Origin of the sequence: Burkholderia sp. MSMB1835, assembly GCF_001526365.1 — a bacterium.
Classification (GTDB): Bacteria; Pseudomonadota; Gammaproteobacteria; order Burkholderiales; family Burkholderiaceae; genus Burkholderia.
In genome coordinates this window covers 220,079-245,457 of the sequence record NZ_LOYP01000018.1, presented here as the reverse complement: position 1 = coordinate 245,457, position 25,379 = coordinate 220,079, and the positions used below count along the sequence as shown (strand labels likewise).

24 protein-coding genes are annotated in these 25,379 nt (G+C 67.8%); 13 read left to right on the top strand and 11 right to left on the bottom strand.

Annotation, left to right across the window (positions count from 1 at the left end):
* Positions 1-55: 55 nt before the first annotated feature.
* A complete protein-coding gene (locus WS96_RS08930) occupies positions 56-964 on the top strand; it encodes a helix-turn-helix transcriptional regulator (protein WP_059832147.1) in 909 nt (302 codons plus the stop codon).
* A 130-nt stretch (positions 965-1,094) separates the two neighbouring features.
* On the opposite strand, the gene WS96_RS08925 is transcribed toward WS96_RS08930, so the two are convergent.
* The gene (locus WS96_RS08925; RefSeq protein WP_059831992.1) at positions 1,095-2,741 is read right to left on the bottom strand and encodes an Nramp family divalent metal transporter; all 1,647 of its coding nucleotides are present in this window, start codon (positions 2,739-2,741) and stop codon (positions 1,095-1,097) included.
* A gap of 117 nt (positions 2,742-2,858) precedes the next feature.
* Complete coding sequence (locus WS96_RS34030; RefSeq protein ID WP_179949692.1) at positions 2,859-2,996, bottom strand: hypothetical protein; 138 nt, start codon at positions 2,994-2,996, stop codon at positions 2,859-2,861.
* Positions 2,997-4,077: 1,081 nt separating this feature from the next.
* On the opposite strand from WS96_RS34030, the gene WS96_RS08920 reads away from it, so the two are divergent.
* Together WS96_RS08920 and WS96_RS08915 are read left to right on the top strand one after the other, a co-directional pair.
* The gene (locus tag WS96_RS08920; protein WP_059831991.1) at positions 4,078-4,344 is read left to right on the top strand and encodes a hypothetical protein; all 267 of its coding nucleotides are present in this window, start codon (positions 4,078-4,080) and stop codon (positions 4,342-4,344) included.
* Between the two features lie 91 nt (positions 4,345-4,435).
* Positions 4,436-5,917: a carbohydrate porin gene (locus WS96_RS08915; RefSeq protein WP_059831989.1), complete on the top strand. Its 1,482-nt coding sequence runs from the start codon at positions 4,436-4,438 to the stop codon at positions 5,915-5,917.
* A gap of 114 nt (positions 5,918-6,031) precedes the next feature.
* Here the strand turns inward: WS96_RS08915 and treA are convergent, their stop codons facing one another.
* Both treA and WS96_RS08905 read right to left on the bottom strand, forming a co-directional pair.
* Complete coding sequence (treA, locus tag WS96_RS08910) at positions 6,032-7,750, bottom strand: alpha,alpha-trehalase TreA (protein ID WP_059831987.1); 1,719 nt, start codon at positions 7,748-7,750, stop codon at positions 6,032-6,034.
* 136 nt (positions 7,751-7,886) lie between these two features.
* Positions 7,887-8,516: a TetR/AcrR family transcriptional regulator gene (locus tag WS96_RS08905; RefSeq protein WP_059831985.1), complete on the bottom strand. Its 630-nt coding sequence runs from the start codon at positions 8,514-8,516 to the stop codon at positions 7,887-7,889.
* 366 nt (positions 8,517-8,882) lie between these two features.
* On the opposite strand from WS96_RS08905, the gene WS96_RS08895 reads away from it, so the two are divergent.
* The gene (locus WS96_RS08895; protein ID WP_059502578.1) at positions 8,883-10,271 is read left to right on the top strand and encodes an MFS transporter; all 1,389 of its coding nucleotides are present in this window, start codon (positions 8,883-8,885) and stop codon (positions 10,269-10,271) included.
* 370 nt (positions 10,272-10,641) lie between these two features.
* Complete coding sequence (locus WS96_RS08890; protein ID WP_059831982.1) at positions 10,642-11,853, top strand: winged helix-turn-helix domain-containing protein; 1,212 nt, start codon at positions 10,642-10,644, stop codon at positions 11,851-11,853.
* 61 nt (positions 11,854-11,914) lie between these two features.
* On the opposite strand, the gene WS96_RS08885 is transcribed toward WS96_RS08890, so the two are convergent.
* Complete coding sequence (locus tag WS96_RS08885) at positions 11,915-12,133, bottom strand: DUF1653 domain-containing protein (protein WP_006480837.1); 219 nt, start codon at positions 12,131-12,133, stop codon at positions 11,915-11,917.
* Positions 12,134-12,190: 57 nt separating this feature from the next.
* The gene (locus WS96_RS08880; RefSeq protein WP_059823201.1) at positions 12,191-12,634 is read right to left on the bottom strand and encodes a GNAT family N-acetyltransferase; all 444 of its coding nucleotides are present in this window, start codon (positions 12,632-12,634) and stop codon (positions 12,191-12,193) included.
* A gap of 160 nt (positions 12,635-12,794) precedes the next feature.
* On the opposite strand from WS96_RS08880, the gene WS96_RS08875 reads away from it, so the two are divergent.
* Both WS96_RS08875 and WS96_RS08870 read left to right on the top strand, forming a co-directional pair.
* Entirely contained in the window at positions 12,795-13,418 is a 624-nt protein-coding gene (locus tag WS96_RS08875; protein ID WP_059831980.1) for an HAD hydrolase-like protein, read from the top strand.
* Positions 13,419-13,819: 401 nt separating this feature from the next.
* Positions 13,820-14,398: a DUF4142 domain-containing protein gene (locus WS96_RS08870; RefSeq protein WP_034204411.1), complete on the top strand. Its 579-nt coding sequence runs from the start codon at positions 13,820-13,822 to the stop codon at positions 14,396-14,398.
* Positions 14,399-14,512: 114 nt separating this feature from the next.
* Here the strand turns inward: WS96_RS08870 and WS96_RS08865 are convergent, their stop codons facing one another.
* Both WS96_RS08865 and WS96_RS08860 read right to left on the bottom strand, forming a co-directional pair.
* A complete protein-coding gene (locus tag WS96_RS08865) occupies positions 14,513-15,112 on the bottom strand; it encodes a GNAT family N-acetyltransferase (RefSeq protein WP_059831979.1) in 600 nt (199 codons plus the stop codon).
* 59 nt (positions 15,113-15,171) lie between these two features.
* On the bottom strand, positions 15,172-16,086 hold the full coding sequence (locus tag WS96_RS08860; RefSeq protein ID WP_059831977.1) for a LysR family transcriptional regulator: 915 nt from the start codon (positions 16,084-16,086) through the stop codon (positions 15,172-15,174).
* A gap of 108 nt (positions 16,087-16,194) precedes the next feature.
* Here WS96_RS08860 and lysA point away from each other — a divergent pair, with 108 nt between their 5' ends.
* The gene (gene lysA / locus WS96_RS08855) at positions 16,195-17,433 is read left to right on the top strand and encodes a diaminopimelate decarboxylase (RefSeq protein WP_059831975.1); all 1,239 of its coding nucleotides are present in this window, start codon (positions 16,195-16,197) and stop codon (positions 17,431-17,433) included.
* A 174-nt stretch (positions 17,434-17,607) separates the two neighbouring features.
* On the opposite strand, the gene WS96_RS08850 is transcribed toward lysA, so the two are convergent.
* Complete coding sequence (locus WS96_RS08850; protein WP_059832145.1) at positions 17,608-18,495, bottom strand: DMT family transporter; 888 nt, start codon at positions 18,493-18,495, stop codon at positions 17,608-17,610.
* Between the two features lie 124 nt (positions 18,496-18,619).
* Here WS96_RS08850 and WS96_RS08845 point away from each other — a divergent pair, with 124 nt between their 5' ends.
* Complete coding sequence (locus WS96_RS08845; protein WP_059831974.1) at positions 18,620-20,095, top strand: aminotransferase-like domain-containing protein; 1,476 nt, start codon at positions 18,620-18,622, stop codon at positions 20,093-20,095.
* A 42-nt stretch (positions 20,096-20,137) separates the two neighbouring features.
* On the opposite strand, the gene WS96_RS08840 is transcribed toward WS96_RS08845, so the two are convergent.
* On the bottom strand, positions 20,138-21,571 hold the full coding sequence (locus WS96_RS08840; RefSeq protein ID WP_059831937.1) for a nicotinate phosphoribosyltransferase: 1,434 nt from the start codon (positions 21,569-21,571) through the stop codon (positions 20,138-20,140).
* Positions 21,572-21,644: 73 nt separating this feature from the next.
* A complete protein-coding gene (locus WS96_RS08835) occupies positions 21,645-22,685 on the bottom strand; it encodes a bifunctional nicotinamide-nucleotide adenylyltransferase/Nudix hydroxylase (RefSeq protein ID WP_059793393.1) in 1,041 nt (346 codons plus the stop codon).
* A 192-nt stretch (positions 22,686-22,877) separates the two neighbouring features.
* On the opposite strand from WS96_RS08835, the gene WS96_RS08830 reads away from it, so the two are divergent.
* From WS96_RS08830 to WS96_RS08815, 4 genes are all read left to right on the top strand, one after another.
* Positions 22,878-23,330 (top strand): type II toxin-antitoxin system RatA family toxin, encoded by a 453-nt coding sequence (locus WS96_RS08830; RefSeq protein ID WP_059831936.1) that lies wholly within the window; start codon positions 22,878-22,880, stop codon positions 23,328-23,330.
* A gap of 243 nt (positions 23,331-23,573) precedes the next feature.
* Positions 23,574-24,338: an N-acetylmuramoyl-L-alanine amidase family protein gene (locus WS96_RS08825; RefSeq protein WP_059831934.1), complete on the top strand. Its 765-nt coding sequence runs from the start codon at positions 23,574-23,576 to the stop codon at positions 24,336-24,338.
* Between the two features lie 54 nt (positions 24,339-24,392).
* Complete coding sequence (locus WS96_RS08820; RefSeq protein ID WP_059831933.1) at positions 24,393-24,782, top strand: lysozyme inhibitor LprI family protein; 390 nt, start codon at positions 24,393-24,395, stop codon at positions 24,780-24,782.
* Positions 24,783-24,829: 47 nt separating this feature from the next.
* A complete protein-coding gene (locus WS96_RS08815; protein ID WP_059831931.1) occupies positions 24,830-25,357 on the top strand; it encodes a GNAT family N-acetyltransferase in 528 nt (175 codons plus the stop codon).
* Positions 25,358-25,379: the final 22 nt, after the last annotated feature.

Sequence of the window (25,379 nt, the reverse complement as noted above, 5' to 3'; positions counted from 1 at the left end):
CCGTACACGACACGGCCGCCGCCAGGCGATGCGCGTCGATTCCGAGGGATGGCTCATGTCCGATATTGCATTGCATGAAGAAGCGGTCGCCCCAACCACCTTGTCCCGCTCGCCGCGCGGATCGAATGCAGGCGCGGACGCGCTGCGCGAGCGCACCGTGCAGGTCGTCTGGTGCGACGACGTGAAACGCGGCGACGTCGCGCAGCCGCACGCGCCGAAGCTCGGCGTCGCCGACACGCTCGCGCACGCGCAGAGCACGGCCGAGCGCAACCGCATCGTCTCGAGCCTGCTGCATCTGACGGGCTTCTCGACATTCGCGTACTTCGCGCTCGAATTCGCACGCGAGCGCGTCGAAAGTCTTTACCTGCACGAAGCGTTCACGCCGGCCACCTATCGCGGCGACTACGTCCGGCACAACCATCACGACGTCGATCCGCGCACGCTCGGCGCGCGCGTGTGCAACATGCCGATCGTGTGGGACCTGCAGCAATTGCGCCGCGAACACCGCGAGCGCGACGACGCGCCGTGCGTGAGCCCGGCCGCGCTCGACGGCTTCCTGCAGACGATGCAGGACGACGGGATGTGCAGCGGCATCATGTATTCGATGGCCGTGCCGGGCACGCGGCTGCACGCGTTCATGAGCTTCACCGCGCCGCGCCGCACGCGCGAATGGATCACGCCGGCGACGATCGAGCAGGCGCTGTCGATCGGGCTGTCGGTACACAAGTTCGCGTCGCCGCAATTGATCTCGACGTCGCGCGAGCGCGCGGTCAACGGGCTCACGCCGTTCGAGCAGGAGTTGCTGCTCGGCATCGCCGAAGGCGCGTCCGACAAGGAAATCGGCCGGCGCCTCGACACCAGCGCGCACAACGTCGACTATCACCTGCGCAAGCTGCGCAAGCGCTTCGGCGTCGCGAACCGGATCCAGCTCACGTACCTGACGTCGAAGCTCGAGCTGATCTGAGCACGGGCGCGGCGCGGGCGCTGCTTCGCGAAACCGGGCGCGCAAACGCGCATGCCGGCCTCGCGGGCCGGCATGCATGGGTTGCGACGCGGCGCCGGGCTCGGCGCCGCGTCCTGTCAGACGGGCTGCATTACTTCAGCAACGTCATCTGAACGACCTTCACGATCACGAGACCGACCGCGATCACCAGATAGCCGCGCAGCACGGCCATCCAGATCCGCGTCGCGAGCGTCATGTTCTGCGGCTCGAGCGTGTCGAGCGGCGGCATGCGCCACGTGTCGCGCAGCGAACGATCGACGGCCGGCTCGACGACGCGCCTGTGGCGCCGAATCAGTACCGTCGCGAGATAACCGGCGATGGCGAGCACGGTGCCGCCCACCAGCACGTCGACGATCGCTTCCCCGCTGATGTCCGGATACATCACCGACGCGGTCAGGATGATCGACAGCAGCACCAGCACCCAGATCACCGCGCCCGTGAACACGTTGAGCTTCGTCGAGTTGACCCAGGGCCCCAGCACCTGGCGGTCGTTGCACAGCACCAGCAGGAACACCGTCGCGCTCGGCAGCAACACGCCGGCCAGCGTCTGCACGGCTTCGGTCAGCAGCCCGAGCGGGCTGCCCGGGATCAGCACGAGCGTGGCCGCGGCCGCGACGATGCCGAAATAGACGAGATAGAAGCCCTTCGCGTCGGTCACGCCGCGGTGCAGCGAGTGGCGGATCTTGAACACGTCGCCGATCGCGTACGCGGTCGACAGCGACACAGCCGCCGCGCCGATGATGCACGCGTCGAGCAAGGCGACCGCGAACAGCGTCGCGCTCGTGCGGCCCGCATACTTCTCGAGGCCCGCGATGACGCCGCCCGCATCGGTGAAGTTGCCGGCTTCCGGATGGCCGCCGAACAACGCCGAGCTGAAGCCGATCATCGCGACCGCCCCCACCAGCACGAACGCGATGCCGATCCACAAGTCGGCCTTTTCGTATTTCATGAAGCGCGGCGTGATGCGCTTGTCGATCACGTAGCTCTGCTGGAAGAACAATTGCCACGGCGCGACCGTCGTGCCGACGATGCCGATCACGAGCAGCATCACGTCGGACAGCTTCGCGTGCGCGGGCCAGTTCGGCACGAAGAAATCGCGCGTCATCTGCGCGACCGGCGGGTGGATCGAGACGAGCACCGGCACGAGCAGCAGGCTCAGCACGCACAGCCCGATCGCGAACCGCTCGAAGCGCCGGAAATCGCCGGTACTGACCGCGGCCATCGTCAGCGCGGCGGCGACACACACGCCGGCCACCTTCGGCAATCCGAAGAAATCCAGCACGAACGTGATGCCGATGAACTCGGTGACGATGGTCAGCGCATTGAGCAGGAACAGGTCGATCACGCTGAACGCGCCCCAGAACTTGCCGAAGCGCTCGAAGATCAGGCGCGCATGGCCGACGCCCGTGACCGCGCCGAGGCGCAGCACCATTTCCTGGTTCACGTACAGCACGGGCACGAGCAGCAGCAGGGTCCACAGCAGCGTCGTACCGTAGTTCTGGCCGGCCTGCGTATAGGTGCCGAATGCGCCGGCGTCGTTGTCGCCGACCATCACGATCAGGCCCGGGCCGATGATCGCGAGCAGCGTGCGCAGGCGCGCCCACCACGTGCCGCGCGCGCCGGTGTCGTGGTGCGCGATCGTGCCGAGCGCACCGCGGATGTCGCCCAGATGGGCTTCGTCGAGCACGGCGCTGCGATCGACCGCGATCGGTGGAGAGACGTTGGAGGGCGTGGACATGATGTATTCCGTACGGCTAAGGGTTGTTCGATGAGCGTGTGACCTTGGCATGCGCACGCGGCGCCAGCCCGCGGGCGGCCGCGCGTGCGCATGCCGAGGCGCGCTCGGCGTTTCTTCTCAGTGGATCAACGATTTCAGCTGGTTCAGCAGGCGAGCGAACACCCGCGGACGGGCATCGAGCGTCAGCATCGCGTCGTAGTGGTGGCGCGATTCCGTGACATGCGGAAAGTTCGACAGCAGAAGGCCGAAGTTCATGGTCTGGCTCCGTGCGGCGACGGCAGGCGTGCCGGCCGCGTCGTGGGCGCGGGGCCAGTCCGGGGCCTGAACGACGTGTCAGGCTAGTCGGCCGGATTGCCCCCGCGACCCGGGTTCAAAAGGGTCTGCGTATGCAACGGGCATAAGGGACAACTGTCACTGTCGTTCATGGCGGCTCCTGTGCGGTGTTCCGGAGAACACGGTTGACCGCCGACCGGCTTGCGAGGCGGCATTCGCGCGCCCGGAGAACGGATGCGCGAACGCGGCCGCCTGCCGGGCGGCGGTGAAACCGGGCAACGCATGCGAAAACGCATCACGCTAACCGGCGCGAATCAGGGTGCACGTAGGGAGTGACTGCGGAATACTGCTGCGCGCACCGTTTGCCCGGGAGACAAACGGCGGCTTCGATGAGGCGCGGACGTCGGTCGCTCAGGCGGAAATTTCGTTCGAAGATCGACTACTGCAGGCGTCCAAGGCGGCGGCCCCAAGAGTGAAGATGGCGGATTCTATGGACCGCCCGAAAGTGAAGTCAACCCCTCGAAACCCCATTTCTCGAAATAAATTTCCCGCCCGCCGCGACTGAAAGATTTCGCCCCGAAATAACGTTCCGAAACCTTTCAGCGCCGTCATGAGACGGCCACGCGCCGATGCGCGCGAACAACGGCCCGACACCCCGCCGCGCGTCCTTTTAGCCATCGGCGGGCGGCCGCGTGGCGGTGCCGCTGCGCCGCGACGCGCGCACCACACAGCGCCTCTTTCGTGCGTTTTTTACTTGCGCCGCAGCAAAAGTCGCGACTACAATCCGCCCCAATTCATCACGGGAGTCCCACCGTGGACACATGCTCTAGTTGCAGTTCGATGCCGGTCCAGGCCGGCCAAGCCATCGCGAGATAGCAGCCAGACGCATGTCTTTTGCCGCTAGCTCGCACTCGCCGGGTTAGCGCGCCTCCACCCGTGCCGGCCATCGCCGGTTCGTCAGTCGCACGCTCCGCCATGTTCCATCCTCCGATCGCAGGCCGCGTCACGCACCCGCGCTCGATCACGTCGTCCGGCGTTCGCCGGACGGAACGGAGGCAGCGTCATGTTCTTTCAATCGTTCGCGCTCAGACTCAAGCGCATCGTGCACGTCACGTGCAACCGCTCGTTTTCCGGCCGCTCGCCGCTCGCCCGGGCATTCGGCCGCTGGCGCGGCCTGGCGCTCGCCCATGCGCCGGCGGCGCCGCGCCCGCTCGACTGCCTGCTGATCGCCGCGACGGCGACCGCGGTCGCGCTCGCCGCGCTGCTGTGCTCGGTCGCGCCCCGCGTCGGCTTCGCGCAGGTATGGCGCGTCGGCGGCTGGCTGCCGTAAGCCCCTTCCCGGCGCGGGCCGTGTCGTCAAACGCCCCGCGTCCCGTTCCCGTTTCCTCAGCTTAACGAATCAAACTGCCAACGGAACCCAAATGAAGAACCTGCTCTCGTCCGTCCCGCGCAAGCGTCGCGCCGATGCGCTCGCCACGCTGCTGCTGTCGCTCGCCGCCACCTCCGCATTCGCACAAGCATCGTCCGCCGCCGAACCGGCGGCCAGCGCGAGCGATGCCGCCGCCCCCGCGCAACAGGCTGCGGATGCCGCCGCGCCCGCGCCCACCGGCCTCTGGGAACGCTCGAACCTGCTCGGCAACATGGGCGGCCTGCGTGACGTGCTCGACGAGCACGGCGTCACGCTGAGCCTGCAGGAAACCAGCGAGTACCTGTACAACACGTCGGGCGGCACGGGTCGCGGCGGCGCGTACCAGGGGCTCACGCAATTCGGTTTCGACGTCGATACCGGCAAGGCGATCGGCCTGCCGGGCGGCACGTTCAACGTGTCGGGGCTGCAGATCCACGGCACTAACCTCACGCAGCGCTACCTGCAGACGTTGCAGACCGCGACCGGCATCGAGGCCAATTCGACCACCCGCCTGTGGGAACTCTGGTACCAGCAGTCGCTGCTCGACGGCAAGGTCGACGTGAAAGTCGGCCAGCAGAGCGTCGACCAGGAATTCATGGTGAGCCAGAACGCGGCGACGTTCATGAACGCGACCTTCGGCTGGCCCGTACTGCCGTCCACCGACCTGCCGTCCGGCGGCCCCGCGTATCCGCTGTCGTCGCTCGGCGTGCGGCTGCGCGTGAAGCCGGCCGACGCGTGGACCGCGATGGTCGGCGTGTTCGACGGCAACCCGGCCGGCCGCGCCGACGGCGACGCGCAGGTGCTGAACGCGCATGGCACCAACTTCAACCTGCGCAGCGGCGCGTTCGTGATCGGCGAAGTGCAGTATGCGCTGAACGCGCCGGCCGCCGATCCGAAGGCCCCGCAGCCTGCCGGCCTGCCCGGCACGTACAAGCTCGGCTTCTGGTATCACTCGCAGCACGCGAACGATCCGCGCTACGGCACCGACGGGTTGTCGCTCGCCGATCCGGCAAGCAACGGCACCCCCGCCACGCATCGCGGCAACTACGGCTTTTATGCGGTCGCGGATCAGATGGTGTGGCGGCCGTCCGCCGACAGCCCGCGCTCGGTCGGCGTGTTCGCGCGCGTGATGGGCTCGCCGGGCGATCGCAATGTCGTCGATTTCGCCGCCAACGCCGGCGTGACGCTGAAGGCGCCGTTCGCCGGACGCGACAACGACGTCGCCGGCATCGCGATCGGCTACGCGAAGATCGGCTCGCATGCGCGCGGCCTCGACGGCGACACCGGCGCGTACACGACGCCCGGCTATCCGGTGCGCCGCGCGGAGACGGTCGTCGAAGCGACCTACCAGTACCAGGTCGCGCCATGGTGGCAGGTGCAGGCCGACCTGCAGCACTTCTTCCGCCCGGGCGGCGGCATCCCGAACCCGAACGCGGCCGGCGCGCGCATCGGCGACGAAACGGTGGTCGGCGTGCGCACGACGATCACGTTCTGACGCCCGCCGCATGAAAACACGGGCCGGACGGCCGCTTGCGCGACGGTCCGGCCCGTGCGGTTGCTTGCCGTGCGGGCGGGCACACGGCCCGCGCCTCGGCTTACTCGCGGTGCATTACTCGCCGTACAGCCCCAGCAGCTTCAGCGTGACGCCGTTGGTCCAGCCGAAGCCGTCCTGCAACGGATATTCGCCGCCCCCGCCGCCGCCCGTGCCGGTGCCCTCGACCACGTATTTCTCGACGAGCTTGCCTTCGGTCGCATATACGTGCTTCACGTCGGACAGGAAACGCGTGCCGATGTCCTTCGCGAGCGCCGGTTCGCCGTAGCGGCGCAGCCCGTCGATCGCGATCCATTGCAGCGGCGCCCAGCCGTTCGGCGCATCCCACTGCTGGCCCGTGTTCTCGGTCGTCGTCGCGAGGCCGCCCGGCTGCAGCAGCGTCTTGCGCACTTCGCGCGCGGTCGCCTTCGCGCGCTCCGGCCACGCGACGCCCGCAAACAGCGGATACAGCGCGGCCGCCGTCACACCGTCGCGCGGCTTGCGCAATTGCCAGTCATAGTCGCCGTAATAGCCGCGACGGTTCCACAGGTAGTGATTGATCGCGGCCGCACGCCGCGCCGCGCGCCCCGAAAAATCGGCCACGCAGGCGATATCGCGCGTGATCGCGCAGCCCTTCACGATCGTCGTCTCGAGATGGAACATCAGGCTGTTCAGGTCGACCGGCACGATCGAGGTCGTGCGGATCGTCGCGAGCGTCTTGCCGTCGCCGAACCAGCGCGAGCTGTAGTCCCAGCCGCTTTCGGCGCCCGCGCGCAGGTCGCGGTACACCTCGTTCGCCGGGCGGGACGGCACCGATTTCGCGGTGGTCACGTCCTCGAGATACGACTCGTCGCGCGGCGTGTCGCTCGCATCCCAGTAGCGGTTCAGCACGGCGCCGTCGGGCATCGCGACCACGTTGCGCGCCGCCTGCCCGCGCGGCGTCGTGGTTTCGCCCTGCATCCAGTACGCATGTTCCTTGCGCAGCGCCGGCAGGTATTTCTGGTAGACCTTGTCGCCTTCGGCCTGCGCGGCGAGCGTGACCATGTACGCGAAGAACGGCGGCTGCGAGCGACTCGCGTAGTACGTGCGGTTGCCGTTCGGGATGTGCCCGATCGTATCGATCAGGTATGCGAAGTTGTCGAGCATGTCGTCGACGAGATCCTCGCGCCCCGACACCTGCAGCCCGAGCATCGTGAAATAGGTATCCCAGTAGTAGCCTTCGCGGAAGCGGCCACCCGGCACGACGTACGGCTTCGGCATGGGAATCAGCGAGCTGTACGGGGGCGCCGTGACGCTCGTGCGCGTGAGCTGCGGCCACAGCCAGTCGATATGCTGGCGCAGCGTCTGATTCGGCGGCGGCGTCACGCCGCCTTCCGGGGGCGGCGTGAAATGCTGGTCGACGAACGCCTTCAGCGAGAAGCCCGGCTGCGATTTCTGTTGCTGATACAACTGCACGATCGTCGCGGGATCGGTGTCGGGCGTGGCGTCGACGAAGGTCTTCTGGTCGGGATAGAGCTGCGCGGTCTGCACCGCGACGAACAGCTCGCCGTAGAGCTGGCTCGGCGGCGGCAGCAGCGTGCCCGACGCGGGAGCGGGAGCGGCTGCGGTGGCGGCAGGCGTCGCGGACTGGCTGGCCGCTTGCGCGGCGGCCTGGTTCGCACTGTCGGCCTGCGCGGCGCAACCGGCGACGGCAAGATAGGCGATGGCCAGTGCGGCAGCCCAGCGCAGACGCGGCGCGGGCGGTGACTGGCGCGACGGGAAGCGAGATGCAAGCGGTGCGGCACGACGTGACGTCATGGCGTGTCCCCTCCTTTCGATGTTGAGTGGATCGGCACGAGGTCTCGTTCGCGCGCGCGTTCGTCTCGATGGCCTTCGATCGATACGCGTCATGTTGTGGGGCGAATGGGTGCGACTGTCGCACGAAACATGCATATCAAGCAAGTTTCGATTCGCGCGACTCCCGGAGATAGCCGCGCACCGCCCGCCACGCACGCGTTTCGAGCGCATCCGCATCGGTCTCGCCGCGCGCGCCCGCCGCATCGACGATGCCTTTCACGATCGCGAGCAGGTCGTGTGCGACGACGTCGGGTGCGGCGACGCGCGGCGCATCCCGCAGCCCGAGCGCGTGCAGCAACGTCGCGTGGATGCGGTCCGCGACGCGCGCGGTGCGCGCGCCGAGCGGCAACCGCGCCTCCTCGAAATCGATCAGCCGCGCGAGCACCGGCCGGCGCATCTGGTGCGCGACGGCTCCACGCACCAGCGTGCGCAGCACGTCGTCGCAGGACGACAGCGCGGCCGCCCGGTCGACGTCGTCGAGCAGATGCGCACTCTCGCGCTCGACGAGCGCAGCGGTCAGCGCGTCGCGGTTCGGGAAATACTGGTAGAGCGAGCCGATGCTCACGCCGGCCAGCGCGGCGACCGCGTTCGTCGTGTAACCGTCGAAGCCGTCGCGCTCGAGAATGCGAGCGGCGGCCTCGACGATCGCATCGACCGTGGCCACCGAGCGGCGCTGGCGCGGCGCCTTGCGCGGCGAAAGCGGAATGCGCGACGACGATTCGGACATGGCGGAAGGCGAGTGAATATGAGCAAGCGCTCACATTTTAGGAACGCACTCCCATGCCGTCAAAAGGAATCGCGCCGGCCGGCCAACGTCGATGCGCTCGTCGCATTCGAGCTCGAATGCGCGTTCGACGCGCCGTGCGAAACACCGTTCGGAGATCGCTGCATCGATCTCCAGCCCGGCATCGAAAACGCGTCCGCGCCGCGCGTGCGGCATGCACCGGCACCGCATCGCTCGCCCATGCGCAGTCGTCCTTTGCCCGCCCCCTTCGGAAAAGACGACTGTTGCAACATGCGGAACAACTGTTGTCGCACGTGACGCAGCGGTCACATTGTGGGCATAATGACGCCTTTACCGCGCGCCCAGCCCATGTCGCCCGTCTTTCTAGCACCGCTCATCGTTGCCTGTGCGTTGTTCATGGAAAGCGTCGACGCGAACATCATCGTCACCGCACTGCCTGCGATGGCGAGGGACTTCGGGCACAACCCCGTCACCCTGAACATCGCGATCACGGCCTACGTGGTCGGTCTCGGCGTGTTCATTCCGATCTGCGGCTGGCTCGCCGACCGCTTCAGCGCGCGCGCCGTGTTCCGCACCGCGATCGGCATCTTCGTCGTCGGCTCGCTGATGTGCGCGGCGTCCAACTCCCTCGGCGTGCTCACGTTCGCACGCTTCATACAGGGCGTCGGCGGCGCGATGATGGTGCCGGTCGGCCGCATCATCATCTTCCGCGCGGTGCCGCGCTCCGATCTCGTGCGCGCGATGAACTACCTCGCGATTCCCGCGCTGTTCGGGCCCACGGTCGGGCCGCTCGTCGGCGGCTTCATCACGACCTACCTGCACTGGCGGATGATCTTCTTCATCAACGTGCCGATCGGCCTCTACGGGATCTACCTCGCGAGCAAGCACATCGCGAACACGCACGAGCCCGACCCGGGCCCGCTCGACTGGTTCGGCTTCCTGCTGTCGGCGAGCGGCGCCGCGCTGCTGCTGATGGGCCTCACGCTGATCGACGGTTCGCTCACGTCGCGCTCGAACGCGATCGCCATGTGCGCGGCCGGCGCCGCGATGCTCGCGCTGTACGTGCCGTACGCGCGCCGCAAGGAGCGCCCGGTGCTCGACCTCAGTTTCCTGAAGATCCCGACGTATCACGCGAGCGTCGTGGGCGGCTCGCTGTTCCGCATCGGGCTCGGCGCGGTGCCGTTCCTGCTGCCGCTCGCGCTGCAGGAAGGGCTCGGCATGAGCGCGTTCCACTCGGGGCTGATCACGTGCGCGTCCGCGCTCGGCGGCGCGGTCAGCCGCTCGACGGCCACGCATACGCTGCGCCGCTTCGGTTTTCGCACGGTGCTCATCTACAACGCGGCATTCGCGGGCCTGGCGATCGCCGCGTACGGCGTGTTCCATCCCGGCATGGCGACCTGGGCGATCTGGCTGATCGTGCTCGTCGGCGGCATCTTCCCCGCGCTGCAGTTCACGAGCCTGAATTCGATGATCTACGCGGACATCTCGCCGCGCGACGCAGGCCGTGCGACGAGCCTCGGCAGCGTCGTGCAGCAGATGTCGCTCGGCCTCGGCGTGACGGTGGCCGGCCTCGTGCTGCACGTGTCGCACTGGCTCCAGGGCCATCAGGCGATGGTGTGGTCGGATTTCTGGCCCGCGTTCCTGGTGGTCGGGCTGTGCTCGTTCGCGTCGATTCCGATCACGCGGCGGCTGCCGCCCGGCGCCGGCGACGAAGTCGCGCGCGGCAAGCGGCAATAAGCGGCATTAAGCGGCGGCCGACGCGGCCAATGACCTGTCGCGCGGCAACGGACGACGAACCGGAAAAACAAAAAAAATCAGCGGACATCCACACGGGGCCGGTGCACAGCCGCATGGATGTCCGCTCAGGGCTCCGGGTCTCCCGATGGGGGTTGGGAATCCCGGATTCGCTTCCTGCGTGCCATGGACATATGTGCGTCGGAAGCGGAATCGTTGCGCGCACTTGTCGTCGCGCCATGAACTGCACTATAGGGAAACTTGCAAAACGTATCTGTCAACCATTGTCAGACGCGTTGCGGCCGCGCGTCGCACGCGCGCGCCGCTTTCGCGCTAAAGTGGTTCCCGATCGCCACCCTCGACCGTCCTCCCGATGCTCACGCTCTCGCCCGCCGCCGCCCGCGCACTGCATCTCGCCGCCCAGGGCCTGCTCACGCCGCCGCGCCGCAAGGCGACCAAGTCCGACGTGCTCGACACGATCCGCCGGATGGCGCAGTTGCAGATCGACACCATCCACGTCGTCGCGCGCAGCCCGTATCTCGTGCTGTTCAGCCGTCTCGGCGATTTCTCGCCGCAGTGGCTCGACGAACATCTCGCCGAGGCGCGCCTGTTCGAATACTGGTCGCACGAAGCGTGTTTCCTGCCGATCGAGCAGTTCGGGCTGATGCGCTACAAGATGCTCGATCCGTCGGGGATGGGCTGGAAATATGCGGCCGAATGGCATGAGCAGAATCGTCCGGAGATCGAACGGCTGCTTGCGCGGATTCGCGAAGCAGGCCCCGTACGGTCGGCCGATTTCGCGCGCGAGGACGGCGTGAAGGGCAACGGCTGGTGGGATCGCAAGCCCGAGAAGCGTCACCTGGAAGTGCTGTTCACGACGGGCGAGCTGATGGTGTCGGAGCGCCGCAATTTCCAGCGCGTGTACGACGTGCGCGAACGCGTGCTGCCCGACTGGGACGATGCGCGCGACCTGCCGCCGCGCGACGCCGTGCTGCCCGCGCTGCTCGACTACACGTGTCGCGCGCTCGGCGTCGTGCGCGCGGACTGGGTGGCCGACTACTATCGGTTGCCGCGCCGTTCTTACCGCGCGGAGCTGGAGCGGCTCGCCGAGGCCGGCGACCTGATTCCGGTGCAGATCGACGACTGGAAGGAACCGGCCTACGTGCATCGCTCGCTCGACGCGCTGTTGCCGGCGGCCGCTGCCGACACGCTGCGCTCGACGGTCACGACGCTGCTGTCGCCGTTCGACCCGGTCGTGTGGGACCGGCGGCGCGCGTCGACGCTGTTCGGTTTCGACTACACGATCGAGTGCTATACGCCCGCGCACAAGCGGCGCTACGGCTATTTCTGCCTGCCCGTGCTGCATCGCGGCCGGCTGGTGGCCCGCGTCGACGCGAAAGCGCATCGTGCGCTCGGCACGTTCGAGCTGAAGGCCGTGCACGTCGAGCCGGGCGTGCGGTTCGGCAACGGGCTCGCGGCCGACGTCGCGAAGGCCGTGAAGAAACTCGCGGCGTGGCACGGCACGCCGGAGGTGACGGTCGGGCATGCGCCGCCGGAGCTGGTGAAGGCACTCGCCGATACGTAACGCGCGCACGTTCGGTCACGCAACCGGCCCACCTTGCGGCGCACGCGCCGCCGGCCGCGGATCAGTCGCGCAGCTTGCGAAAACGCGGTGTGCCGTCTTCGAGGTTGCCGTTGAACATCGCTTCCGGTCGTACCCACAGCCCGCGCGCATGCGGCCACAGATGCTCGTAGACGACCACCGATTCCTCGGTTTCGGAGTGGCGCGCAACGCCGATGTAGCGGTACAGGCCGCCCTTGTAGTGGCGGTGCGTCGCGAGCTGTTCGGCTTCCTGTTCGGTCATGGTGTGCTTCTCTTCGGCAAAAACGGAAAGCGCGTATTGTATGCGCTGCGCCGCGCGTCAGCGTTTCGTGTAGAGGTCGGGCCGGCGGATCTCCATCAGCCGCTCGGGGTTCGCGGACGGACCGAAACCGACCGGCCGATAGAGTTCGTGCGCATCGGTCGTGACGAGCATGATGCGGCGCAGCCGCTGCACCATCTCCTGCGCGAATATATGGTCGATCAGTGCGCGGCCGTAGCCGTTGCCGCGTTCGGCCGGCAGCACGAACACGTCGCACAGATACGCGAACGTCGCGTGATCGGTGACGAGCCGCGCGAACCCGACGAGCCGGTCGCCGACATACGCGCCGAAGCACAGCGAGCCCTCGATCGCCCGCTCGACCACGTCGCGCGGAATGCCCTGCGACCAATAGGCGTCGCGATGCAGGAAGTCGAAGATCGCGTCGACGTCGAGTTCGCGCTTGTCGGTGGAAAATCTGAGCGTGGCGGGAGTGGCAGCGGGCACGTCTGTTCTCCGGTGCGAGGGGCGGAAGGCGGAGCATCGACGATACCGCGCCGTGGGGTGCGGAACAAGGGGCACCAGTGTCCGCCGTGGACGAACAGCCGCACTGCCCGTCCTCGATTCGGCGACAATGGCATCCGCCGATAAACCGAGACGCCGCCTCATGACCTACCGCCTCATCGCCTTCGACTTCGACGGCACGCTCGCCGATTCGCTCGACAGTTTTCTCGCGGCACTGTCGGAAGCGTCGCGCCTGCACGGCTTTCGCGACGCCACGCCCGAACTGCGCCCGGCGCTGCGCGGCATGTCGGCGCGCGACATCGTCCGCGCGCTCGACGTGCCGATGTGGAAAGTGCCGCGCGTGACGATCGACATGCGCCGCCTGATGCGGCCGCGCCTCGCGCACGTGCGGCTGTTCCCCGGCGTCGACGAAACGTTCGACGCGCTCGCCGCGCGCGGCATCCGCATCGCGATCGCCACGTCGAATACCGAGGAGATCGTGCGCGACCGGCTCGGCCCGCGCGCCGGCGCGCGCGTCGACCATTTCGCCTGCGGCATTCCGCTGTTCGGCAAGGCGCGCCGTCTGCGCGCGCTCGTTCGCGAGGCCGGCGTGCACGCCGACGAAGTGCTGTACGTCGGCGACGAAATCCGCGACGCAGACGCGGCACGGCACGCACGTATCGCCTTTCAGGGTGTCGCGTGGGGCTATACGGCGCCCGACGCGTTGCAGGCATATTGCGCGACGCCGTTGCTGCCGCGCCTCGACGCGCTGCTCGATCGCGTGTAACGCTGTCACCCACGCCCCCCACTCACGCCGCCCTCTCGCCCGCCGCGCGGCCACCGCGACGGCCGCGACGCCATCTCACCGACGAAATACAGATGACACGCACGTGCATCTCATCCATTGCATGCGCCACGCGCACGCAAAAATTGCCGCCGACGCATGCGCATCAGGTACGCACTACCGGGCTGCACGCGTGCCCATCGATTCGTCTTACCAACCGTTACACAAGCCACAGCACGGTTGCACCTGCTACCCGACCGCTCTCCTAGAATCGGTCGGGCCGGATTCGACCGGCGCCGCGGCAGAGCGGCGGTCGAATCCGGCCCGGGCGCGCCCGGTCTCTCGCACAGCGACGGATCGCACGATCCGTTTTTCAACCAGAGCCCCGATCGAAAGGAGGTCCCATGAACCGCTTTCCCCACATTTCGCGCCTCGCCTTGTCTGCCGCCGGCCTGCTTCTCGTCGCCGTGACCGCGACCGCGCAAACCGCGCAACCGGCGCCCGCCGCGTCCGCTGCGCCGGCTGCAACCGCCACGCGCATTCACGAAGCCGACCAGGCCTTCATCACGGACGGCACGAAGACCGTGTCGACCCAGCACGACGCGGCACGCATCGCCGATTCGCGCACGTCGGACAGCCAGGTCAAGGCGTTCGCGCAACGCGTGTCGACCGACGATGCCAAGATCATCCAGGCGATGCGCGCGGCGAGCCCGCGCGGCGTCGACGTGCCGGCCAACGACCCGGACACGACCGTGCTGAACAGCATCAAGAGCCTGCGCGGCGCCGAGTTCGACAAGGCCTATATCGAACAGGTCGCGCTCGCCGGCCAGCAGAAGGCGATCTCGGCGTTCCAGGCCGAAATCGCGTCGGGCCGCGACACCAAGCTGAAGGAAGTCGCACGCCAGTCGCTGCCGATCCTGCAGGCGCACTACGCGGACGCGCAGAAGCTCGCGCAGCGTCATCACCTCGCATCGGCGCAGTAACGCGATGCAGCGCCGCGCATCGTGCGCGGCGCACCGTTTCCCCCGCCGTCGCGCTGCCGCCTCCCCTGCCGGCGGCGCGACGCACGTCGATCGTCGCGCGTCCCGCGTCACCGGTTACGTCGCCAGCTTCGCCTCGAGTCGCGCACGCACTTCCGGCCATTCGTCGTCGATGATGCTGAAGCGCACCGAGTTGCGCTTGCGGCCATCCGGCATGATCCGTTCGTGGCGCACGATGCCCTCCTGTTTCGCACCGAGCCGCAGGATCGCCGCGCGCGATTTCTCGTTCAGCTCGTCCGTCGTGAACTGCACGCGCACGCAGTGCAGCGTGTCGAACGCATAAGCCAGCAGCAACCACTTCGCTTCGGTATTCGCGCGCGTACGCTGCGCCGATTCGCTCAGCCACGTATGACCGATCTCGAGCTTGCGGTTCTTGCGATCGATTTTCCAGAAGCGCGTACTGCCGATTGCACGGCCCGACGCGCGCTCGACGATCACGAACGGCATCACGGTGCCGGCCGCCCGCCCCTGCAACGCCGTGTCGATGTAGGCGTCGATCGTCTGCGCGCCCGGCACGACCGTGACCGTGAGGTTCCACAACTCGCCGTCGGCCGCGGCGTCCAGCAGCGCCTGCCGGTCGGATACGTCGAGCGGGCGGAGGACGACACGTTCGCCTATGAGGGTCGGTTGCTCGAGGAAGGACGATGCGTCGGTCATGACGGGATTCCGGAAAATGAGGTCGATGGCAACGAAACGCCCATCATACGGTGGCGCCGCTAGCCGAGGTGGGCGGCCAGCCGGCGGCGGATCGCCTTCGCTTCGCCGCGCAACGCATCGGCGAACGCATCGACGAGCAGGCTCTTCGGCCGGTGCTCGGGCGCGATCACGCTGACCCGGTACGGGAACGAGCGCGTCAGCGGCCGCACGTGCAGGCCGCGGCCGACGAAATCGAGCGCCGTGAGCGGGTTGACGATCGCGGCCCCGAGCCCTTGCCGCACGAACGCACACACCGACACCGCCGACGGCGTGTCGACCACCGAACGCGGCGCGACGCCGAGCTGCGCGAACGCCTCGTCGATCAGGATGCGGTACGGATCGTTCAGCGACAGGCTCACGAACGGGCGGTCGGCGAGATCCGGCAGGTCGATCGCGTCCTGCGCGAGCAGCGGATGGCCGTCGGGCAACACGCACACCTCGTCGACTTCGAGCAGCGGCGTGAGCACGGTGCCGGCCGGCGCGACGTCGTGCTCGGTCAACCCGAGGTCGTAACGTTGGGCCGTGAGCCACTCCTCCAGCACCGGCGACTCCTGCGTCGCGACCGATACGCTGACGCCCGCATGCGCGTCGTGAAAGCGCCGGCACGCACCGGGCAGGATCGCGTGCGCGAACGCCGGCAACGCGATCACCGACAGCTGCCCGTCGCGAAACTCGCGCAGGCGCGCGGCCGTCGCCGCGACGCGTTCAAGCCCCACATACGCGAGCCGCACGTCGTCGAACAGCGTGAGCGCGGCCATCGTCGGGCGCAGCCGGCCGTGTGCGCGCTCGAACAGCGCAAAGCCGACGACCTGCTCCATCCGCGCCAGCTCGCGGCTGACGGTCGGCTGCGACGTGTACAGCATCTCGGCCGCGCGCGTCGTGCTGCCGGTGACCATCAGCGCGCGAAAAACCTCGATATGACGGTGCGTCAGCATGATCGTATATATCAAAAATGAATCGAATATCGACAGATAGGCATTTTACCGTATAGCCAATCAGGCGCATCATCCGGTTATCCGTTCATTCGATCCGATTCATCCGCCATGTCCCTCGATTCCCGCCAGCTCGCGACGCTCGCGCAGCAATACGGCACCCCGCTGTGGGTGTACGACGCCGACGTCATCCGCGACCGCATTGCCCAACTGCGCCAGTTCGACGTGATCCGCTATGCGCAGAAGGCGAATTCGAACATCCATATCCTGAAGCTGATGCGCGAGGAAGGCGCGTGTGTCGACGCCGTGTCGCTCGGCGAGATCGAACGCAGCCTCGCGGCCGGTTTCAGCCCGCGCGGCGAGCCGGAAGGCGTCGTGTTCACGGCCGACCTGATCGATCGCCCGACGCTCGCGGCGGTGCTCAAGCATGGCGTGACCGTGAACGCCGGTTCGCTCGACATGCTCGCGCGGATCGGCGAGCATGCGCCCGGCCACCGCGTGTGGCTGCGCGTCAATCCCGGTTTCGGCCACGGCCACAGCAACAAGACCAACACCGGCGGCCCGCAGAGCAAGCACGGCATCTGGATCGACGACGTGCCGCGCGCGATCGAGATCGTGCGCCAGTACGGGCTGAAGCTGGTCGGCATCCACATGCACATCGGTTCGGGCGTCGACTACGGCCACCTGTCGCAAGTGTGCGACGCGATGGTCGATCTCGTCACGTCGCTCGGCCACGACATCGACGCGATCTCGGCCGGCGGCGGCCTGTCGATCCCGTATCGCGACGGCGAACCGCGTGTCGACGTCGATCACTACTTCAGCCAGTGGGATGCCGCGCGCAAGCGGATCGAACGGCATCTCGGCCATCCGGTGCGCATCGAGATCGAACCGGGCCGCTTTCTCGTCGCCGAAGCCGGCACGCTCGTCACCGAAGTACAGGCCGTCAACCGTCGGCCGAAACACGATTTCGTGCTGATCGACGCGGGCTTCAACGACCTGATGCGCCCGTCGATGTACGGCAGCTATCACGCGGTATCGGTGCACGCGCACGACGGCGCGCTGCCCGCCGGCCGGCCGCTCGTCGACCTCGCGATCGCCGGCCCGCTGTGCGAATCGGGCGACGTGTTCACGCAGGATGCCGGCGGTGTGGTCACGCACCGCAAGCTCGCGCAGCCGCAGATCGGCGACCTGCTGTTCCTGCACGACGCGGGCGCGTATGGCGCGTCGATGTCCTCGAACTACAACAGCCGGCCGCTCGCGCCGGAAGTGCTGGTCGATCGCGGCACGCCGCGACTGATCCGCCGCCGGCAGACGATCGGCGAATTGCTCGCGCTGGAGACGTTCGAGTAACACGCGTACGGCGTGACGAACGCCAACGGCCAGGCTTGCCGCTACCGGCAGCCTGGCCGTTTTGCTTCGGGCCGGGTTCACGCTCGCGATCGTGCGCATCGGCAGCCATCGCGTTGCCGCCGGCCTCGCATCGGGTCACGTCGGCTCGATGCACGGCACGCCGCGGCGCCTGCCTCACCCCGCGCGCTGCACGGGCGCCATCTTCGAGAAGTACTTCGCGCCCGCCACGCAGCCGACCACCACGACCGTCACGACGACCATCGACGGCGGCACCGTCTCGTGCAACAGCCCGGCCGCGAGCAGCAGGCCGAAGAACGGCTGCAGCAGCTGCAACTGGCCGACGCCCGCGATCCCGCCGAGCGCAAGCCCGCGATACCAGAACACGAAGCCGATCAACATGCTGAACAGCGACACGTACGCGAGCCCCCACAGCGCGGCGGCGTCGACGCCGTCGAACGACGCGGGCCAGGTCAGCCACGCGAGCGGCAGCATCAGCGGCAGCGACAGCACGAGCGCCCACGAGATCACCTGCCAGCCGCCGAGCTGGCGCGACAGCCGCGCGCCTTCCGCATAACCGAGCCCGCACGCGACGATCGCGGCCAGCATCAGCGCATCACCGAGCACCGACGCCTGCCCGCCGTTGCGCAGCGCAAACGCGGCCACCGCGCCGCTGCCGACGATCGAGAAGATCCAGAACGGCAGCCGCGGCCGTTCGCCGCCGCGCCACACGCCGAACAGCGCGGTCGCAAGCGGCAGCAGCCCGACGAACACGATCGCATGCGCCGACGTCACGTGCTTCAGCGCAAGCGCCGTCAGCAACGGGAACCCGACCACGACACCGAGCGCGACGACGGCCAGCGACACGGCCTCGGCACGCGACGGCCGCTTCTGCTTCAGCACGACGAGCAGCAGCAGGCCGAGCGCACCGGCGATCGTCGCGCGGGCGAACGTGAGAAACAGCGGGTCGAGCCCTTGCACCGCGACACGCGTCGCGGGCAGCGAGCCACTGAAGATGATGACGCCCAGCATGCCGCTGAGCCATCCGTCGGTCGTCTTTTGCACGGTCAACCCTGAATGGAAGATGGATGACCGATGATCCGCCGCCGGCCAAAACGGCGTAAGCTACAGCCCAATACAATTCAGACAAACTGTACTGAACAACCGGCCGTACAGTTCATCGTTCGCCATGAGCCATTCCGCCCCGATTCCCGCTCCGCCCGCGCCGTCGCGCACGCGTGTGGAAACCGTCATGGACACCCTGCGCGCGCGGATCGCGAGCCGCGCGCTGATGCCCGGTGCGCGCGTGCCGTCGATCCGGATGATGGCCGACGCGCTCGGCGTGTCGAAATCGACGGTCGTCGATGCGTACGAGCGGCTCGCGAGCGAAGGCGTGCTCGTCGCACGGCGCGGTTCGGGCTTCTACGTGTCGGGCCACGCCCCGCCGTTGGCGCTCGCCGAGCTGAGCCCGCGCCTCGATCGCGAGCTCGATCCGCTGTGGCTGTCGCGCCAGTCGCTCGAAGCGGCGCCGACGTCGGTGAAGCCTGGCTGCGGATGGTTGCCGTCGTCGTGGCTGCCCGACGAAAGCCTGCGTCGCGCGCTGCGCGCCGTGTCGCGCGACGAATCCGATGCGCTGACCGACTATGCGACGCCGCTCGGCCTGCCCGCGCTGCGCCAGCAGCTTGCATGGCGGCTCGCGCAGCACGGCGTGCACGCGGAACCCGCGCAGATCATGCTGACGGACGGCGGCACGCACGCGCTCGACCTCGTGTGCCGCCTGCTGCTGGAACCCAGCGATACCGTCGTGCTCGACGATCCGTGCTACTTCAACTTCCAGGCGCTGCTGCGCGCGCACCGCGCACGGATCGTCAGCGTGCCGTTCACGCCGAACGGCCCCGATCTCGTGCGCTTCGAGCAAGTACTCGCCGAGCACCGGCCGCGCCTGTACATCACCAACGCGGCACTGCACAACCCCACCGGCGCGACGCTCGCGCCGCCCGTCGCGCACCGGCTGCTGACGCTCGCGGCCGAGCACGGGCTGCTGATCGTCGAGGACGACATCTTCGCGGATTTCGAAAGCACGCCCGCGCCGCGCCTCGCGGCGTTCGACGGGCTGTCGCGCGTCGTGTCGATCGGCAGCTTCTCGAAGACGCTGTCGGCCGCGATCCGCTGCGGCTATGTCGCCGCGCGCCCGGAATGGATCGACGCGCTCGTCGACCTGAAGCTCGCGACGTCGTTCGGCAACGCGCAGATCGGCGCGAACGTCGTGCACCGGCTGCTGATCGACGGCACGTACCGGCGCCATCTCGACAGCCTGCGCGCGCGTCTCGCGGATGCGATGGGCGAAACGATCCGGCGCCTCGCGCGAGCCGGCCTCGCGATCTGGACGGAGCCGCGCGGCGGGTTGTTCGTGTGGGCGCAATTGCCGGACGGGCTCGACGCCGCGCGCGTCGCACGCCACGCGCTGGACCATGACGTGGTGCTCGCACCCGGCGACGTGTTCAGCGCGTCGCGCAGCGCGACGTCGTACATGCGCTTCAACGTGTCGCGCTGCAAGGGGCCCGTCGTGTTCGATGCGCTTGCGCGGGCAATGGACGCGGCGCGTGAGGCGGAACGCGGCGGCGCGCCGGCGGATGCCGGCGGCCGGGTGCTGGCCGGCAAGTGACGCGAGGCGGCCGCGCCGCGGCGGGATGCCCCGCCGCCTGCGTCACGCCTCCCCCGCGTGCGCCCTCGCCCGCACCTCGGCGAACGACGTATCGACGAGCAAACGCCCGGTGTCGAACACCGTCTCGAGCGCCTCGTCCCATTCGCCTTCCAGCGCACGATCGTCCCACGCGACCGGCAGCGTCACCGTCCGATACTCGCCGGTGCGGCGATTGCGCAGCAGCGTGAGCCGCCCCGGCTTCGAGCGCTTGCCCTGATCGGTGACCGGATCCTTGCGGACGTCGTGCCACACGCCGCCGCGCCGGATGGCCGAACACTTCATCGCAAAGCGCTGCGTATCGCGGTTCACGCGCTGCAACAACGCGCCGCCCATGCCGAATACGACGTTGCCGGCCGCGTAACCCGCCTCGTCGAGCGCGACGAGAATCGCTTCGATCGACCGCTCGTCGACGCCGTCGCCCTGGATCACGCGCACGCGGTTCAGCACGCGCCGCCCCTTGCCGTTCACGGTCGACCCGAACGACGCATCGAGCGCCCGCACCGTCTGCAGCACGATCGTCACCGGGTCGCCGGAATCGGGTCGCACGACGAGCGTCGCGCCCGAATCGATCACCGCCTGCCGAAGTTCGCCGCCCCACAGATCGAGCGCGGCGAACAGATCGTAGGAGTCCGACACGACCGATACGATCGCACCCGGCAATCCGAAGCGGCCGATCATGTTGCGGTACGCATCGGCCTCGCCTTCGCGCCCCCACGACGTGATCGTGCTGTGCTCGGCCGCCGGCACCGAATAGGCGGCCATCGGCTCGCGATAGAAGCGGTTCGCGGCCAGCACGCCGAGCACCGTGTCCGAACCCATGAAGCTCACGAGGTGCGCGGCGCCGCCGATCGCGGCCGATTCCGCGCTCGACACGCCGCGCGCGCCGAAGTCGTGCAGCTTGAACGGCAGTTGCGCGAGATCGTCGTCGGTCTTTTCGAGGAAGCGGCGAATCGTTTGGCGCAAATGCCAGCTGCGGGTCGCCACCGTCACCGGATACCAGATGCGCAACAACATCGTCTCGAGATACGACGCGAGCCAGAACACCTGCGGATCCTCGCACTCGACCGTCATCAGCACGTTGTGCACCGGCACGATCGAACCCTCCGGCACCGCGCGGATCTTTACCGGCAGGTAGCCGTCGTAGTGCTCGACGATATGGCGCCATCCTGCTTCGTCGAACGGCTCGCCGTGCACGGCGAAGAAATCGCGCGCATCGTCGATCATCGCGTGCGTGACCGGCTTGCACAGATATTCCTTCAGCAGCATCTGGAGGCCGAAGAACAGCGTGCGGTCGTAACGGCCGCCGCGCGATTCGACGTACGAGAACATCGCCGATGCGTCCGGCGGATATTGCAGGAAGTGGGAAGCCTTGTACGAATCCGTATTGAGAATCGGATTGGAGAGAACCGCGGCAAAGCCGCCGGGATCGTTTTGCATGGCTAGAGCTCCTCTAGGCCGTTGAAGTGCCGCCGCGTCTGTCGCGGCGGACCGAATGCGGGGAATCAGCGCGTCACAGCTTCCCCAGGAAGTGATACGCGATGTCGAAGTGATCCTCGAACATCACGTTGCGCATCTGCGCGAATTCGTTGAGCGGAACCCAGCGCGCCTTGTCGGCATCGTCGCTGCCCTTCACGCGCGGCAGCTCGCCGGTCGGAAAGTTGAACAGGCACGCATGCGTGATCGTGCGGCCACGCAGCGAACGCGTCGGGTGATCGAATACCTGGCGATCCTTGATCGAGCCGCGCAACACGGGCTCCGGCAGCTTGAGGCCGGTTTCCTCGCGCAGCTCGCGGATGCATGCGGCATCGAGCCGCTCGTCCTGGTTCACGAATCCGCCCGGCAACGCCCACAGGCCGCGGCCCGGTTCGCTGCGGCGGCGCACGAGCAGGATATGTCCGGAGTGCACGACCACCGCGTCGACCGTCACGAACGTGACGGGATACGGCGCGGCGGCCCAGGCCTTGCGGTACGCGGCGATGAATTCCGCTTCCGACTTCAGTTGCGCGAATTCCGGCTGCGTACGGAAACGCTCGAGCCAGCCGAACACCGGCTCCGGCACGGCCCACTGCACGAAGCTGTTGGTTCGTTCGGCGAAATACTGGTCGCGGATTTCGGTGGCGGAAATGTCTTCCGTCGCGTCGACGTCGACGAGTTCCCATTGCGGGAACATCCGCAGGTAATACGACGTGGCGTCCTTCTCGTGGCCGATCAGCCCGACCTTGCGCTGCGCGATATCGCCGAGCGTGGACGCGACGGCCTCCTGCACCCAGCGCACCCAGTCGCCGTCGTTGTAAGTCGAATCCTGCAGCGGTGCGATCGTCACGCGATCGCGCTCGGACGCGTCGAGCAGCGAAGCCAGCATCTGGCGGCGCTCGTCGAACGAGAACGGATCCTTGATGGTGCGGGGCTTGTCGGTCGACCCGATCAGCACGCACACGCGCTCGGCCCGGCTCAGTGCCGACTTCAGCACGTTCAGGTGACCACGATGCGGAGGCTGGAAACGACCGATGAAAACGAGCGCGTCGAAGCGCCGGTTCTGTTGCGTACTCATGAGGCTCCCTCAAGAGATTGAAACGCTCCGGGTCTGTCCCGAAGGGTTGAAATGAATCCTAGGGTAATTCCCGAGATGCGTCAACCGAGCGTATTCGAGCACACGCTCGACTTGACGAAGTCTGACGAAACACGTGTTTTTGGCGCAGTACACTCGATCGCATCCCAATCCGCGCCGCCGGCGCCCGCCCTCATGAGGATCTCAGTCAGCCGGACCGTCGGGGTCGATCGCAGGCGCCTGTTCACGTGGTCGCAGGATTACGGACGCCGGCTCGTGTGGGACAACTTCCTCATCGATGCGTATCTGCTCGACGGAACGACCGCCGATGTCGGCGTCGACGCGTTCTGCCGCAGCCAGTCGGGCGCGACGATGGTGTCGCGCTACATCTCGTACCGTCCGCCGCAGGTCGCCGCCGTCGAAATGGTCGAAGGGCCGAAGGTGCTCGAACGCTTCAGCGGCAGTTGGAACTTCACCGAGCACACGCCCGGATCGACCGAGGTGAAGTTCACGTACCACTTCCGAGCGCAGCCGTCCTGGCTGCGCTGGCTGCTCGAACCGCTGATCGGCGCGTTCTATCTCGTGCAGACGCGCCGGCGTCTCGATTCGTTCAAGCGCTGGGCCGAAGCCGAAGCGCTGCCGCACTGAGCGGCGCGCCGCCGGCCTTACGCTGCGCGCGAGCCATCCCGGCATGCGCGCGACACCCGTGACGCCATGCCCGCAGCCCCGGCGCGGCTGGCTGAGCCTCCGCTTTCGGCCGGTGCGACAACGGCCGTTTCGTCATTGCAGCGCCCCCACCACCCGCTATAATCGCGCGACATTCCGACTGCATTGAGCAGGCCGACGGTGGCGCGCCGATCGACGCGCCGTACGCCCGCCTCGACAACAACAATGACGCATCGAACCCTCCGACGCCTTCGCCCGCTCGTGCGCGCCGCCGCCCGCGTGCTCGCGTGCGCCCCGCTGCTCGGCGCACCGCCGGCGCTGCACGCGGCCGATACCGCCGGCACGCCCGTGACCGGGCCCGCGACCGGACGCTATATCGTCGTCGACACCGGCCATACGCCGGCGCATCCGGGCTCTACCGGCGCGAGCGGCCGCGTCGAATACCTGTACAACCTCGACCTGTCCGGCGCGGTCGCCGACACACTCGCCGCGCATGGCGACCGCGTGCTGCGCACGTCGGCCGACGGTCGCGAGATCGCGCTCGATCAGCGTTCGACGCAGGCGCCCGATGCGAACCTGTTCGTGTCGATCCATCACGACTCGATGCAGCAGCAGTTCATCGACGCGGGCCGGCAGCGCGAATTCCGCGGCTTCTCGGTGTTCGTGTCGGCGCGCAATCCGCACTATGCGCAGAGCCTGCGTTGCGCGAAGGCGATCGCCGAGCGGCTGGTCGCGGCCGGCGAACGGCCTTCGCTGTATCACGCGCAGCCGATCCGCGGCGAGAACCGCCCGCTGATCGATCCGTCGCTCGGCATCCACCGCTTCGACGATCTCGTCGTGCTGCGTACCGCGCCGATTCCGGCCGTGCTCGTCGAAGCCGGCGTGATCGTCAATCCGGACGAAGAAGCGCGGCTCGCGCGGCGCGAGACGATCCAGCGCCTGTCCGCCGCGATCGCCGGCGGCATCGACGCATGTACGACACCCGAATAAACGACATCATCGCCCGTCGGATTCGACGGTTTTCACCCAGCCAGGAGCATCACCATGAAGAAGAAGAATCTGCTCGCATCCTGCGCATTGCTCGCGCTCGCCGTTCCGTTCGCCGCGCACGCGGCCGGCTGCGGGAAGCCGCGCAGCGCGTTCGACCAGGTGTATTGCACGAGCACGCAGTTCGCGCAGTCCGACCGCGATCTCAACGACGAATACGGCCGCCTGCGCAAGCAACTGAGCGGCGATCAACAGGCGACGCTGAAGGCCGGCCAGCTCGCGTGGCTGAAACAACGCGACGCGCAGTGCAGCGAGACGCGCGGCAGCAGCTACCTCGTCGATATCCAGTGCGCGAACGACATGACGCAGTCGCGGCTGTCGTTCCTGCGCGAGCGTGAGCGCGAATGCTCGAGCACCGGGTGCGTGACGTCGAAGCTCGGCGAGTAAGGCCGGGCAGTCACACGGCATACCGCAACCGATCGCACGGGGCACGCATGACACCGAACACGACGACGATCGACATCCGCGCGGCCACATCCGCCGACGCACCGACCATCGCCGACATCCACGTCGCGTCATGGCAGGCCACCTACCCGGGTATCATGCCGGCCCCGTTCCTCGCCGGTCTCTCGGTCGAGAAACGCACGACCTTGTGGCGCGGCGCGCTCGACGCCGGTCGCCCGCGTGTCGCGCTCGCGTTCACGGGCGACGACGCGGCAGGCTGGATCGCCTATGGTCCGACGCGCGACGCCGACAAGGATCGCGCGTGGGGTGAAATCGAAGCGATCTATCTGCATCCGTCGCATTGCGGGCGAGGCATCGGCGCGGCGCTGGTCGAGCACGCATGCCGCTCGCTGCACGCCGCGGGCCACGCATGGGTATCGCTCTGGGTACTCGTCGAAAACCGTCGTGCAAGAGCATTCTATGAACGCGAGGGCTTCGTCTCCGAAGACGACGTCAAGATCTTCGAGATCGACGGTACGCCGATCGAAGAAGTGCGCTACTGGCGCGCACTGCCTTGACCGGCTTCGTCGCCATGCGCGG